The organism is Olsenella sp. kh2p3 (genome assembly GCA_900119625.1).
In the GTDB taxonomy this organism is placed as follows: Bacteria; Actinomycetota; Coriobacteriia; order Coriobacteriales; family Atopobiaceae; genus Tractidigestivibacter.
Map to the genome: position 1 here is coordinate 64,136 of FPKD01000001.1, position 12,614 is coordinate 76,749.

Sequence of the window (12,614 nt, forward strand, 5' to 3'; positions counted from 1 at the left end):
TACGTTACGCATCCCCGCGAGCGCGGAAACGACTGACGATCCTGTCGAGAAGGGCCTGGCAGGGCTTCACGAGAACCGTGTCGAGAACCACGGCAACCCCAAGGGACAGAAGGACCACCAAGACAATCACAAGAGGATAGAACGCTAAAGAGACCATACCGCAGCCTCCTGGGATGCGGTGTGCAATGGGCATCAAAACCATCAGGTGAACCAAATACACCGTGAATGAGTGACGCGCCACGAAGGAGATGACCGAACCGAGGCGCCCGTCGAGGGAGCCGCGCGCGGCAAGGCGCCTGCCCAAAGAGAGAAGACCAATGTAGATGCCAAATGAAAGCAGCATATAGAGGGGAGAGTTGTCAAAGGCTCCGGTGCGCCATCCCTGGAGTACCAGATAGGTCGTCGCTATCCACGAGAGCGGGGCCACAACCGCCAGCGCCCTCCGGGCACGTCTGCCAGAGAGAAGCTCCTCGATGCTGGGACCAAGACAGAACGGAAAGACAAAGCCCGAGAAGAGGAAGTCCCAGGAGAAGTCAACGCCCGCGTTGTTGCAGACAAAGAGCACCGCAAACCAGGCAAGTCCAATGCCCAGGAACGCCTTGGCGCGCTTGGGAGATAGGTGTGCGAACGCAGGAGCGAGGAAGGGGGCCGCAAGCAGCAGCTTGGCAAGCGAGAAGATAAACCAGTACTCGATGCCAGAGTACTGTCCCAGGCTCCCACGAACGAAGTAGCCCACCACGTGGCGCAGCGAGACCGGGTCTGCACGCAGGTCGTAAAGGGCGCGGACAAAGAAGATCACCAGCGCCGGGAGAATAACGCCACGGAACTTCTTGAGGTAGAAGTCACCAAGCTTGCCCTCGGGAACATCGCGCAGGTTGAAGCGGCCAGAGAGCAGGAAGAAGAGGGCATTGGCGGTGAAGAACAGCGATTGGCCCGCCACCTCGGTAATCACACCGGCACGCACAGAGGTGTCCACCACCATGAGGGAGTGCACCGCCACCACAAAGACCATGGCGACGACGCGGACAAGGTCGTACTCGGGGAGGCGTCGCGATGACGCCTTGCCGGCAGCGGGAACAGCCGCAGCCGTGGTCTGAGATGCTGCCACACTAGTCCCCAATCTTGTACAGGCGCATGTCGCCGCGGGCGAGAACAACCGTGAATCCGGGGGTATCGTCCGTAATGTCCTCGATTCCGTTCCACTGCTCGTAGTAATACGACCAGAGGCGCGGGCGATCGTTTCCCTGCCCTTGGTCAAGTACGAGCACGTACGTAGCGCCAATCGACGAGACTGCATCGCGAACGTCCTGCCGCGTGGCGTATTCGCTGAGGTGATGGCGAATGAGGAGACTCTCCTCGGTCTCGTTGGGAGTGCCGTCGAAGAACGCAAATGCGTGGTAGTAGATCTTCGCATCGAGGAGCGGATAGAGGAAGGCGCTGCCATCGTTTGGCTCGTTTATCACCAGGGAGCCCTCTGGGATCATCGCAAGTGCCTCTTTGGAGAATTCCATCTCGCCTGCGTCGAGAAGAACATTGTCAAGGCCACTCTGACCTTCAACAGTTGCCCCAAGGCTTGCGAAAGCAGTAGGACCCTCGGTAGAGGCAACGGGGAGATACGAGGGGAAGGTCACAACAAGGCCGGCGGCAACCGCCACTGTCAGAGGGACGGCAGAGCGTTTGGTACGTCCAAGCACATTTGCCAGCTTCTCGCCCAGCCACGAGAGACCAAGGGCTGCAAGCGGAATTGCCGCAAGGCAGAGATTTGCCGCAATGCGATGCGGATCTGCATACCAGAACCCGCAGGTAACGCGCTTGAGCGTGCCTTCCGTCGCCACATCTATCACAAAGCACGCTGCAATGAATGCCCAGGAGACCGAAAGCCACCAGTAATCACGCGAACGGTCTAGCATGGCGCAGACAACGCCCACAATCACTATGGCCGCAAGCACCCACTGAGCCGGATGGCCGTTCATGCCCAGCGAAAGGGCGGCAAGCCCTCCTCCGCGAAGCCCTAGGGTAGCTGGCCAGTTAAAGGTCACAACCTTGTGGAGCATGGGGAGCTTGTAGCAGCCAATCCAAATGCATCCAACGGCAAAAAACGCCAGGACGCCCGCAACCAGTGGCGAGGGTGCACGCCGTCCCGCCTCGCGCGCATCTTTCGCAGCCCTCATGGCTGCCCACACAAGATACGCCGCAAGCAGCGCCGCCATCGTGAAGACGCCGTTTGGCTGGGCAAATGCCTCGGCTATGCAGGCAGCAAAAAAGACGAGGAGCATACGCACGCGCACGCCTTTCTCGCTGGCAGGACGCATGAGGGCAACAAATGCGCCAACGCCAAGCGGTACCAGGGCGTTTGTGAGCAGATTGGGGTAGAGCGGCCCCCAGGTGAGAAAGTCCCACGGATAGCAGGCAAAGGCAGGGGCGACGAAGGCGCCGGCAACAACAACGGAGTCCTTCCCCGGAAAGAGACGTCGCAGAAGGAAGAATACCGAGACAGGGAAAACCACGCCCGCCAGCGTAGCGTTGACCACGTTCACGGAAAGGGTCACAGGCACAGAGAAGGTCTGGGCGACAAGGGCGCACAGGTCATGCCAGGCGCTGGGATAGAACCCGCCCTGCGAGACCATGGGCATTGCCTCTCCAGGGACGTAGTAGAAACTCGAGAATGACGAAAAGTTGCCAGTGGAGAGATAGGTCCTTATAGCGGCAAGGTGAAAGCCGTTGTCGTAGGACTGGAGGAAGGCCTGCGGATCTCCCAGATTGCGGACAAACACCAGGCAGCATATGCTTCCACCCAAAACGCCGTAGGCAACGAGGACGCTCCAGGCAGAAACGCTGCGGCCACAGACCAAAAGGCGGCCCGTCTCGGATAACGTCTGCCCTTTGACTTGTCCGGCCGCCTTCCGCCTGCGCACCGCGGCGACCGCATAGGCAATCACTCCAAACGCGAGTGCCGGCACAACAAGCGTGAGGAGCGAAGCCGAGAGGCCAATGTGCGGCAGAATCACTGCATTCAGCGAGATAAGAGCCACTCCGTAGATGGGGGCGCAGGCAACAGCATCCTCAAGGCGAAGTCCCAGGGCGCAAAACGCAAACGCACCCGGCAGATAGAGGATAGCCACCATTAACAAGCATGCAAGGAAGAACAAGGGCCACATGAGGGCGCCGCTCCCATCCCCTCCTCGTGGGAGGACAACAAAAGGGGCGGGCGGTATGCCAGCCCAGCAGGTAGTCTATCATGCACCACGTTATTGCGTTCCGTATGCATCCTCATGGACTACGATGGGAGGGTTGAACTCGCGGGACATCCCGCGCGCGTCCACCCTCGAGCGAAGCGGACAAAACAGGATATGTGGCTCTCCTTCTACCTCACGGTGTTTGTGACACTGCTCTTCCTGGACGTGCCAGGGTACCTGCTTGGCCGCACCTTGGGACTCCCCCGCATGACGGCCCTTCTCGCCGCAGCACCGCTTGGCATGGCGGTCATATGCGTTATGGGCCAGGTACTTTCCATGGCAAAGGTCCCGGCAACGCCAGCCATGATGGTGGGGCTGCCCTCCGCACTGCTGCTTGTGGCAACACTTCTCCGCAACCGCTTCTTCCCCGGGGCACGTGACGGCGCACCAGCCGTGCACCCCGCCCTCGTAGCCCTTTTCCTTGTGGCAGGACTAGCCGCAGGCTACGTCTTTCTCGCGGGGATACTCCCCTCCCCCAACGCCTTTCACCAGGATTACGACTCGGTGCACCACATCAATTCCATCCGCGCGATGATGGACTCGCTCTCGATGTCGCCGCTCGACGGCAGTTCCTACTCCACGGAGTCCGACGCACTTGTGGCCGTTCAGCCAACCGGCTACTACCCTTCGGGCTGGCACGTGCTGTGCGCTACCGTTGCCCTTACCACCAATGTGAGCGTGACCAGCACGATAAACGCGGTGAACCTTGCCCTTATGGCCGTGGTCTACCCGCTCTCCATGCTGCTTCTCCTTTCGACCATCTTCCCGGGGCGCACGCGCGTGGTGGCCCTTGGGACCGCCGCGTCGCTTACGCTCACCATCTTCCCCTGGGGCATCTGCAACTGGGGGCCCGTCTACCCCAACATTGCCGCGTTTGCCATGCTGCCCGCCCTCTGCACCCTCTTTATGCGTGCCTTTATGCAGGGCGGCAGCCGCCGCGCGGCAGCGAGCCACCTCGCCGCCTGGTTTCTTGCAACCTGTGGCGCGGTGCTTCTCCACCCCAATGTGGTCTTCTCGATAGCAGTCTTCCTGGCACCGTGGATTGTTGCCCAGCTTGGCAGCTCCAGCCTCCGCATAAGGCTTGGCTCGCGGGCAACCATTGGACCGCGTGCGCTCGCCACGCTCTTTGCCGTCTTCTTCGTAATCGTCTGGGTTGGCGCCACAAAGATCCCCGCCTTCGCCGACCTCGTGAGCTACCACTGGGACTCGTTCGCCGAGGGCGACGGTGCCATAGCCAACGTCTTGCACCTGAGCTACATGCGTGGCATGTGGCCCGCGCCCGACGCCGAGCAGCTCTTTCCCGCGGCGATTCTGCTGGTAGGCGGGGTGCTTCTTATCTCTCGCCGAGACACGCGCTGGATTGTGGTGCCTTACGCCATTGCCGCCTACATGATGTACGTGGCCTGCTGCTCGACGGATGACGCCTTTAGGTCCGTCCTCATTGGGTACTGGTACTCGGACCCCTACCGTATTGGATCTTTGGCAACGATCTTCTCGGTGCCGCTCATCTCGTACGGGCTGGATGCCACGGCCGAGGGTGCGTGCAGGCTCGTGCGCCTGACGACAGCGCGCAACTGGCGCGCGCTTCCAGCGGTCGCAGCGCTTGTCGTGGCTGCGGTCTACGTGCCGCTTGCGCTCTTCTACCCTGGCCAGGCCCGCAACGGCTTTAGCTACGAGAAGAGCAGCCCCTGGGCCACCTACGTAAGCTACGCCTACCGCGCCTACTCCCACGACGCGCCGCTCACCTACCAGGAGACGGACTTCATGGAGAGCGTCCACCGCCTGGTGGGTGACGAGCTTGTCATCAACCAGCCCTTCGACGGCAGCGTCTTGGGGTATGGCGTCACGGGACTGCGCTGCTACTACCGCTACTACTCGGGTTACGGTTCGAGCAGCGAGACCTGGCAGAGTCGCGTGATTCGTCAGAGGCTCTACAACATTGCGGATGACCCGCAGGTGCAGCAGGCCGTGGAGTCCGTGGGGGCGCGCTACGTGCTGGTCATGAGCACCGACGAGCGCAACAACACCTTCGTGAAGGGCACCTACGACGCCGCCAAGTGGCGAGGCATCAACTACATTACCGACGACACGCCTGGCTTCGAGCTGGTCCTCGAGGAGAACGGCTACAAGCTCTACCGCATCACCGCAACGGAGTAGCGCCGAACGCGAGAGCAATGAGACAAGGGAATGAGACAAGGGGACAGTCCCTTTGTCTCATGCGAGAAGGCGCCTGACCTCCTCGAAGGTGGGAATCGAGCGCTGGGCGCCCGCGCGCGTGGTCGCGAGCGCGCCTGCCGCCGACGCCCACTTCATGGCATCGATGATGTCCATGCCCTGCGAGAGCTGTGCCGCCAGAGCGCCGAGGTAGGTGTCACCGGCAGCCGTGGTGTCCACCGCGTCTGCCTCGAAGGGGTCTATGCGATACATGTCGTCTGCGATGAGAGCCACGGACCCCCTGGCCCCCAAGGTGATCACCGTGGTGGCCACGCCCCGTGCCGAGAAGGCCATGAGCGCGCGCATGCAGCCCGTCTCGGTGTCCGGCGAGATGTCCGTAAGCGCCTGGCACTCGGTCTCGTTGACGCAGAGAAGGTCGATGGACTGGTAGACGTCGGAGGGAAGCGCCGCGGCGGGAGCTGCGTTGAGGATGGTGTAGAGGCCCGACTCGCGGGCGTAGGCAATTGCGTCCATGGTGGTGTCCAGGTCGCACTCGAGCTGCGTGAGGAAGATGTCGCCCGGCTCGGCGACATCGTCGATGGCCGAGCAGACCACATCAGCGTGGGTCGTGGCGTTGGCGCCGGGGTCCACCACGATGCGGTTGTCGCCCTTTGCACGAAGAATCGTCGCCGTGCCCGTGGGGACGTCCTTCAGGGCACGGACCCGCTCGCAGAGAACCCCCGCCTCCACGAGCGACTGCACGAGGCGGGTGCCAAAGACGTCCTTGCCCACGGCGCCCACCATGTGCGTGAGGGCGCCCATGCGTGCCGACGCCATGGCCTGGTTTGCGCCCTTGCCACCAGGGCTCGCGAGAAACCCGCTGCCAATGATGGTCTCGCCCGCCTCGGGGACGCGGGGGCACCCAACCGAGAGGTCCATGTTGAGCGACCCAAAGACGATGACCTTCGACATGCGTCCTCCATCCCTCGCGCCGCGCTGCGACCTGCTGGCCGCAAGACGGCGTCCTAGCTCTCCTGGACCTCTCCCGACATGAGTCGATGGTACATGACCTCATTGGCTGCAAGCTCCTCGGTATCGTCGAGCGGCTCGAGCTCTGCGGTGCCGTACTTGCGCTCCATCGCGCGGGCAATGAGGTAGTCGGCCACGCCGGGGTTCTTGGGCAGGAGCGGACCGTGGACGTAGGTGCCCACCACGTTCTTGTAGAGCACGCCCTCGTAGCCGGAAACGCCATCGTTGCCGTGCCCGTAGAGAACCTTGCCCAGCGGCGTGACGCCCTCGCCGAGGTGGGTGCGGCCGGCGTGGTTCTCGTAGCCCACGATGGGCTGCGGCGAGATGGCGCTCTCGACCACGATGTTGCCAATGAGGCGCGGGTCACCGTGGTCGGTGTAGAGGTCGACGAGCGAGAGGCCCTCCACGCGCTCGTCTGCCATGAGGTAGCTCGAGCCCAGGAGCTGGTAGCCTCCGCACACGGCGGCGAGCACGCCGCCGTCCTCGACGAAGGCGCGTATCTCGGCCTGCTCTGCCAGGAGCTTGTCGCACACGATGCGCTGCTCGCGGTCTGACCCGCCACCGATGAAGGCGATGTCCACGCCCGAGAAGGACGGGGTGTCGTCCACATGGACCTCCATCACGTCTGGCGTGATGCCGCGCCACTCCATGCGACGCCGCAGGCACAGGATGTTGCCGGAGTCGCCGTAGAGGTTCAGGAGCTCGGGATAGAGGTGGGCGATGCGCAGCGTACGGCCACCCGTGGGTGTGGGGTTCTCGGTGACTCGGCTAGTCATGGCGCTCACCCATCCCCTCGAGCTCGGCCTTGGCCGGCCATAGCGCGGAGTAGTTGCACAGCACGTAGAGCGGGCGGTCGAGAGGCACCGACCCCAAGCGGCCGAGAACCTCGCTCACGGTGGTCGCCACCGGCGCCTTGATGCCGGCGTACTTCATGCGCACCTGCACGTCGTTTGCGCGGTGACCGCCCGCGAAGGCGAGAAGGTCCTTCTCGGCCAGGAGCCGCTCGAAGTCCACGTCCCAGATCCAGGAGATGTCCTTGCCGTCGTTGAAGTCGTCGTTGATCACGAAGAAGACTGCCTTGGGACGCTCGTCCGTCTGGAGCAGGGAGATGTTCTGGTTGAAGCCCGTGGGGTTCTTGGCAAGGTTGAGCACGACCTCGCGCCCGCCCACCGTGAAGTGCTGGAGGCGGCCGTTCTCGGGGTGGTAGCCGTCGAGGGCCGCCTGGAACGAGGCGGCGTCCACGCCCGCGAGGTGAGCCGCCGCAGCAGCCGCGAGCAGGTTGTAGACCATGTACACGCCGCCGAACCCAGCCGAGACGTGCGCCGTGCCCCCCTCGGGGAACGCAACGTCAAAGCCCACGCCATGGGCGTCAACGCGCACGCCCGTGGCAACGAAGTCGAGCTTGGGACGCTCGAAGTCCCCGTTGGGGCACCTGAAGGCGCCCAGCTGGGCGTAGGCGCGGTAGTCGTAGGAAAGCTCGGCGCCGCAGACCTGGCAGAAGCGGGCCTCGGGCACGCGGTCGGGCGGAAGGCGGAGGTCCTCCCCTATGCCAAACGCGAGGACCTTTGTGCCGGCCTTCTCGGCGCGAAGCGCCACGCCCACGGAGAGCGGATCGTCTCCGCACACCAGGAGCGTGGTCTCGGGCGAGGCCGCGAGCGCGGCCACGATGGTGTCCTGCACGTGGTCAATCTCGCCCGCACGATCGAGCTGGTCGCGGAAGAGGTTGAGAAGCACCAGGTAGCGAGGGCGCAGCTGGGGCAGGATGTGGATGGTCGAGAGCTCGTCCGCCTCCATGACCGCCCAGTCCGCGCCACTGCCGGGGAGAAGCGCGGCGGCGACGCCGGCCGCCATGTTGGCGCCCGCACGGTTGCAGAGGACCCTGCTGCCCGAGCGCTCGATGGCGTTTGCCAGCACGTTGTTGGTGGTGGTCTTGCCGTTTGTGCCGCAGACCACAATGGCGCCCTGGGAGAGCTTGGGCGCCAGGTGCGCTATGGCGTTGGGGTCGAGCGCGAGGGTGACCCGCCCGGGCATCTGGGATGCGTTGCGGTGAAGCACGCGCCGCAGGCCCCAGGACGTGAGGCGTCCCAGGCCCACGGCACAGGCATTGCGAACTCCCATGCGCTACGCCTTCCCGCCGCGAGCGGCCGGTGCCGAGGCCTTGGTGGCGTCGACGGCGGGCGCCGGCGCGGCGTCCTCGGCGTCCTTCTCGGCCTCGACGCTGCGCCTGTACTCCTCGGGCGTGAGCACGTCCTCGATGCGCAGGTTGACGCCTGCGACCTCCAGGCCGGTCATGCCGGTGACCTGCTTCACGATTGCCTTCTTGACGTCCTCGAAGACCTGCGGCGCATAGGCGCCATACTCGATGAGCACCGAGACGTTGACCTTGACGGCGCTCTCGGGCGTGACCTCTACCGAGACGCCCTTCGTGGTGTCGGAGGCGCCAAACGCGTCCTGGACGCGGTTGAGCCAGCTGCCCTTCATGCCCACCACTCCGGGGACGTCGCGCATTGCGATGGCGACGATCTTCTCGATGACCCCGTTGGAGAAGGTGAGGGAGTCCTCGGAGTCTGAGTCCTCCGCGATGTCGATGTCCTGACCCTGGACGGGCTCGGGCTGGGCTGCGGATGCAGCGGCCGCAACGATGCCGGTCTCTGCCTCGGCCTCCCGTGCGCTGTTCTCGGTGTCCATGCTCGCTCCTCTGTGTGTGGGCTAATGATTGCGTGCTTGATGATTACTCGCTGTAGTGCCGTTGTGGTAGTGCCGTTGTGCTTCCCGTGGTGCCCCAGCCGCCCTGTTGTGCCGCGACCCCAGGCGTGCCCTAGCGACCCTCGTGGTCCCTGAAGAGCTTGCCCAGGACACGCAGGATCTTGGGGTCGCCGTCTGCCTGCTGGCCGATGGCCACGCCAATGAGCACGAGAAGCACGAGCAGGAGCGTGCGCCAGAAGCCGATCGCCGCCATGACAATGGCAACGAGAAGACCGCAGACGCCGCCCAGGAAGGCGTTCTCGTGACCGGGGAAGGTCCTGCTCACCCAGGCAGAGGCCTTGTCGACCCCACTCTGGGCACCCTCTGCGCTGCCGCCCTCGGGCGCAGCGGCACCGCCCGTCGCGCCTGGGGCGGCGTTGGCGTCCCGCGCCGCGTCGCGCTTCTCGGTCTGGCTTGCCTGGGGCTCCTCGGCCTCGACCTTCGCCCGCGGCGCCTTGTTGAACTCGTCGCTCATGGCTAGGCCTCCCCGTTCTGAGCGTCAGCATCCTCGCCCGCCGCACCGGCAGACGACCCCTCATGCCCCAGTCCCATGGGCACCGTGATGGCGCCGTACGACGCCGGCGCAGGTGTGGGCGCCTCCTCCGCTGCGGACGCGGGCTGCGCCTCCGTCACCGCAACGTCAGCGACTGCCGTCTCTTGCGCCTGCGGAGAGGTGGGAACGCTCACGTCTCCCGCAACGGGCGCGGACGAGACCTCCTTGGGCACCACGAACTCCAAGCTCACGTCCTCGAGCTTGTCTCCGCAGACGGCCGTGAGGCCGCGCACCAGCTCCTCGTGAAGCTCGGTGCCCTTCTCGACCACGTCCACGCTCTCGTGCGGCAAGACGCGCACGTGCACGCGAACGTGCCCGCGCTTCTTGGCGCTCACGTAGACGCGGTCTGCCGAGCAGGTCCCATCGGCCTCGACCACATGCGTGGCCTGCGACGCGATGGCGTCGCGCGAGACCGAGATGGTGCCGCCATCGACGGTGGTCACCTCGACGGTGCGCACCCGGCGCGAGAAGATCGAGCGAAAGAGCAGGATGAGCAGGCCAACCACCGTGATGAGGAGCAGGACCTCCACCACGGTGTAGTACTCCGGCAGCGAGAAGAGCGCCGAAGCCTGGGTCGTCCAGGGACCTAGCCACGTGAGCACGAACGCAGCCAGGCACAGAAGTCCTGACAGCGAGAAGACGAACATGCAGAAGCGCTTGAACCCACCCATGCGCAACTCCCCTGTCGAGCGCCGTCCCGACGGACTATCCGTCGGCCTGACAAAGAAGAGCATACCCCTTTGGCGCGACACTAATTAGACCGCCAGGGACACCCGGCACGCTCCGGGGGCGTCATCCCAGAAGGGCCTGCCCTAGTCCGTGAACGTCCTTGCCGTGGGGGTCTGGCGCACCTGGAGCGCACCCGCTCCCGCCGCAGTAGTCACCTGGTACTCGATGGTCTCGGTCTCGCCAGGCATGGTGCTCACGGCAAAGTAGTGGCCGTCGAGCCCCTCGAGCTGCCCATTCGTCGCGCGGTCGCTCAGGCCGGAGACCGCACCGCCCGCAGGGCCGAGCACAATCACGAGGGACACCATGTCGCCCCTGCCGGAGGTCATGTCCGAACCGCCCGTGATGTACTCGGGAGCGGTGGCCGCCTCCTCTTCGGTCATACGGTTGGTGATAGTGGTAGTCACATTGTAGGTGGTGGTGCCGTCGCTGTTCTTGGTCGCCGTACCCACGGTGGTGCGCAGGTCCATGTACCAGTCCATCTTTGCCCAGGTGTTGTCGTTCACGTAGACGCCGAGCACCGGGTTCGCCGGGTCGCTGTCAAGCTCGCCAGCGATGCCCAGCTCCTGCATGACGGCCTCCTCGGAGTCGTCTGCCATCCAAACCTGCAGGCGACGGTCCTCTCCCGACTGCTTGATGAGCTTGGTGAGGTCATCGAGGCTCACGGAGCCGAGCGAGGTCATGAGCTGGTCGAAGCACAGGCCGGCGACCTCGGCGAACATGGCATCCTGCTTCGCACCCTCGGGGTACTTCCAATAGATGTCGGAGAGCAGCACCTGAGCCGCGTTGGTGCCGTCGACCGCCGTTCCGTCGGACGCAACGACCCCGCCCGTCAGGGCGAGGAGGTTCTGCAGGAAGACGGGATCAATCGCGATGACGCCCTCGACCTGCTGGTCGCTGTGTTGGTTCCAGCCGTCGGCGAGGTACTTGCCAGCATGCGAGAAGTCGGGGGTGAAGTTTGCCCAGGAGGCAGCGACGGCGGGAGCCTCGCCGAGAAGCGAGCGCTCCTCGTCGGTGATGTCGATGTTGACGTCGAATCCCTGGCCCAGCGAGGTCGACTTGCCCAGGCTGATCTCGCCGTCCGCGACGGTCACGGGGATGCGCGCGCCAGGAAGGCCGCCCGTCGCCCTCAGCTCGGAGTTGTTTTGCGCAACGATGAGGTAGGTGCGCGTACCGTTCGCGCCGAGGAGCCCGGGAAGGCTCGGGGCGATCTTCTCGGCGGTCTGCGCTCCCTCATCGGCGGTCGAGAGGAGCTGCTGGGCCTTCTCGACATAGGTGTTCACCTGCGAGACGGAGCCGGGCTTGATGGCACTTGCACGCTTAGAGCAGTCCGAAATCGTGGGCGAGACGTCCGAGAGGGCGTTGACCAGGCTCTGGATGGCGTCCACATCTACCTTGCCGTTGGAGAGCAGCGAGGACATCGAGACGCCCGAGAGGCTCTGCGCCATGGGCACGAGGACCTTGGCGCCCATGTCGTCCGCGATGCCGGCGAGCTGCTGCGCGTTTCTCACGTCCTGGCCAACCACGGGCAGGTTGGCTGCGAATCCCCAGAGGGCACCGCTCGTCTCCTTGTGCATGTCGGAGGCCGCCGTGGCGAACGAGTTGGCGTTGTTGAGGAGCGTCTCGCCATCCCCGGAGGTGAGGTTGTCCTTCATTGACGAGGCGGTTGAGGAGACAACCTTCGCGTCCGCCTGGACGGCCTGGGCCGAGCGGTAGAGAAGGAAGCCGCAGGTACCGATGACAGCGACAAGGGCGAGAACCACTACGAGCACGACCCTGCCGGGGTGGTGGCGCTTGGCCTGCTTGCGCCCACGCCCAGTCTGCTGACCAGGGCCGCCGAGGTAGACGTTCATCGCCGGCACGGGCTCGGGAGGCTCGATGTGGGGCGCGCTCTGGTCGTCTGCGAAGCCAAACGCCTGGCCTGCGTCCGAGAACTGCTGGGTAGCCCCAAAGTCAGGGAGATCGGGCTGCGACGGGCGGAAGTCCTGCTCGTCCTCGTTGTCCCTAGGGCCTGTCGGCTTGGCGAAGTGTGCTCCGCGCGGACTGTCTGACATCTGATGTCCCCCCATACGAAAGCCAGCCATGTCCTTGTCCTTGGCCGGCAAGCCGTAGTCTGATGCTATTGCCTTTCAGGTATTCTCGCATACGGCTCAAAGATACGCGCAGGGAGA

The 12,614-nt window shown here is 64.4% G+C and carries 10 protein-coding genes; 1 reads left to right on the forward strand and 9 read right to left on the reverse strand.

Features of this window, described 5'->3' with window-relative positions:
- Positions 1-4: 4 nt before the first annotated feature.
- Together BT122_RS00295 and BT122_RS10910 are read right to left on the reverse strand one after the other, a co-directional pair.
- On the reverse strand, positions 5-1,108 hold the full coding sequence (locus tag BT122_RS00295) for an acyltransferase family protein (RefSeq protein WP_072354105.1): 1,104 nt from the start codon (positions 1,106-1,108) through the stop codon (positions 5-7).
- Between the two features lies 1 nt (position 1,109).
- Complete coding sequence (locus tag BT122_RS10910; RefSeq protein ID WP_072354106.1) at positions 1,110-3,158, reverse strand: DUF6541 family protein; 2,049 nt, start codon at positions 3,156-3,158, stop codon at positions 1,110-1,112.
- 192 nt (positions 3,159-3,350) lie between these two features.
- Here BT122_RS10910 and BT122_RS00305 point away from each other — a divergent pair, with 192 nt between their 5' ends.
- The gene (locus BT122_RS00305; RefSeq protein ID WP_072354107.1) at positions 3,351-5,393 is read left to right on the forward strand and encodes a DUF6541 family protein; all 2,043 of its coding nucleotides are present in this window, start codon (positions 3,351-3,353) and stop codon (positions 5,391-5,393) included.
- A 57-nt stretch (positions 5,394-5,450) separates the two neighbouring features.
- On the opposite strand, the gene BT122_RS00310 is transcribed toward BT122_RS00305, so the two are convergent.
- The 7 genes from BT122_RS00310 to BT122_RS00340 form a co-directional block, all read right to left on the reverse strand.
- Entirely contained in the window at positions 5,451-6,362 is a 912-nt protein-coding gene (locus tag BT122_RS00310; protein ID WP_072354108.1) for a ribokinase, read from the reverse strand.
- Between the two features lie 53 nt (positions 6,363-6,415).
- On the reverse strand, positions 6,416-7,195 hold the full coding sequence (locus BT122_RS00315) for a type 1 glutamine amidotransferase (RefSeq protein WP_072354575.1): 780 nt from the start codon (positions 7,193-7,195) through the stop codon (positions 6,416-6,418).
- Positions 7,188-8,537 (reverse strand): Mur ligase family protein, encoded by a 1,350-nt coding sequence (locus BT122_RS00320; RefSeq protein WP_072354109.1) that lies wholly within the window; start codon positions 8,535-8,537, stop codon positions 7,188-7,190. Before BT122_RS00320 ends, BT122_RS00315 begins: the two co-directional genes overlap by 8 nt.
- A gap of 3 nt (positions 8,538-8,540) precedes the next feature.
- Positions 8,541-9,107, reverse strand: coding sequence for an Asp23/Gls24 family envelope stress response protein (locus tag BT122_RS00325; protein ID WP_083432218.1), 567 nt, complete (start codon positions 9,105-9,107; stop codon positions 8,541-8,543).
- 130 nt (positions 9,108-9,237) lie between these two features.
- Positions 9,238-9,639, reverse strand: coding sequence for a DUF2273 domain-containing protein (locus BT122_RS10665; protein ID WP_083432219.1), 402 nt, complete (start codon positions 9,637-9,639; stop codon positions 9,238-9,240).
- A gap of 2 nt (positions 9,640-9,641) precedes the next feature.
- The gene (gene amaP, locus BT122_RS00335; protein ID WP_072354110.1) at positions 9,642-10,388 is read right to left on the reverse strand and encodes an alkaline shock response membrane anchor protein AmaP; all 747 of its coding nucleotides are present in this window, start codon (positions 10,386-10,388) and stop codon (positions 9,642-9,644) included.
- Positions 10,389-10,529: 141 nt separating this feature from the next.
- Positions 10,530-12,497: a DUF4012 domain-containing protein gene (locus BT122_RS00340; RefSeq protein WP_072354111.1), complete on the reverse strand. Its 1,968-nt coding sequence runs from the start codon at positions 12,495-12,497 to the stop codon at positions 10,530-10,532.
- Positions 12,498-12,614 lie beyond the last annotated feature (117 nt).

Excerpts from the sequence above, each read along its gene's own strand:
- BT122_RS10910 (WP_072354106.1), bottom strand. The coding sequence starts at position 3,158 with ATGTGGCCCTTGTTCTTCCTTGCATGCTTGTTAATGGTGGCTATCCTC.
- BT122_RS00305 (WP_072354107.1), top strand. The coding sequence starts at position 3,351 with ATGTGGCTCTCCTTCTACCTCACGGTGTTTGTGACACTGCTCTTCCTG.
- BT122_RS00310 (WP_072354108.1), bottom strand. The coding sequence starts at position 6,362 with ATGTCGAAGGTCATCGTCTTTGGGTCGCTCAACATGGACCTCTCGGTT.
- BT122_RS00315 (WP_072354575.1), bottom strand. The coding sequence starts at position 7,195 with ATGACTAGCCGAGTCACCGAGAACCCCACACCCACGGGTGGCCGTACG.
- BT122_RS00320 (WP_072354109.1), bottom strand. The coding sequence starts at position 8,537 with ATGGGAGTTCGCAATGCCTGTGCCGTGGGCCTGGGACGCCTCACGTCC.
- BT122_RS00325 (WP_083432218.1), bottom strand. The coding sequence starts at position 9,107 with ATGGACACCGAGAACAGCGCACGGGAGGCCGAGGCAGAGACCGGCATC.
- BT122_RS10665 (WP_083432219.1), bottom strand. The coding sequence starts at position 9,639 with ATGAGCGACGAGTTCAACAAGGCGCCGCGGGCGAAGGTCGAGGCCGAG.
- amaP (WP_072354110.1), bottom strand. The coding sequence starts at position 10,388 with ATGGGTGGGTTCAAGCGCTTCTGCATGTTCGTCTTCTCGCTGTCAGGA.
- BT122_RS00340 (WP_072354111.1), bottom strand. The coding sequence starts at position 12,497 with ATGTCAGACAGTCCGCGCGGAGCACACTTCGCCAAGCCGACAGGCCCT.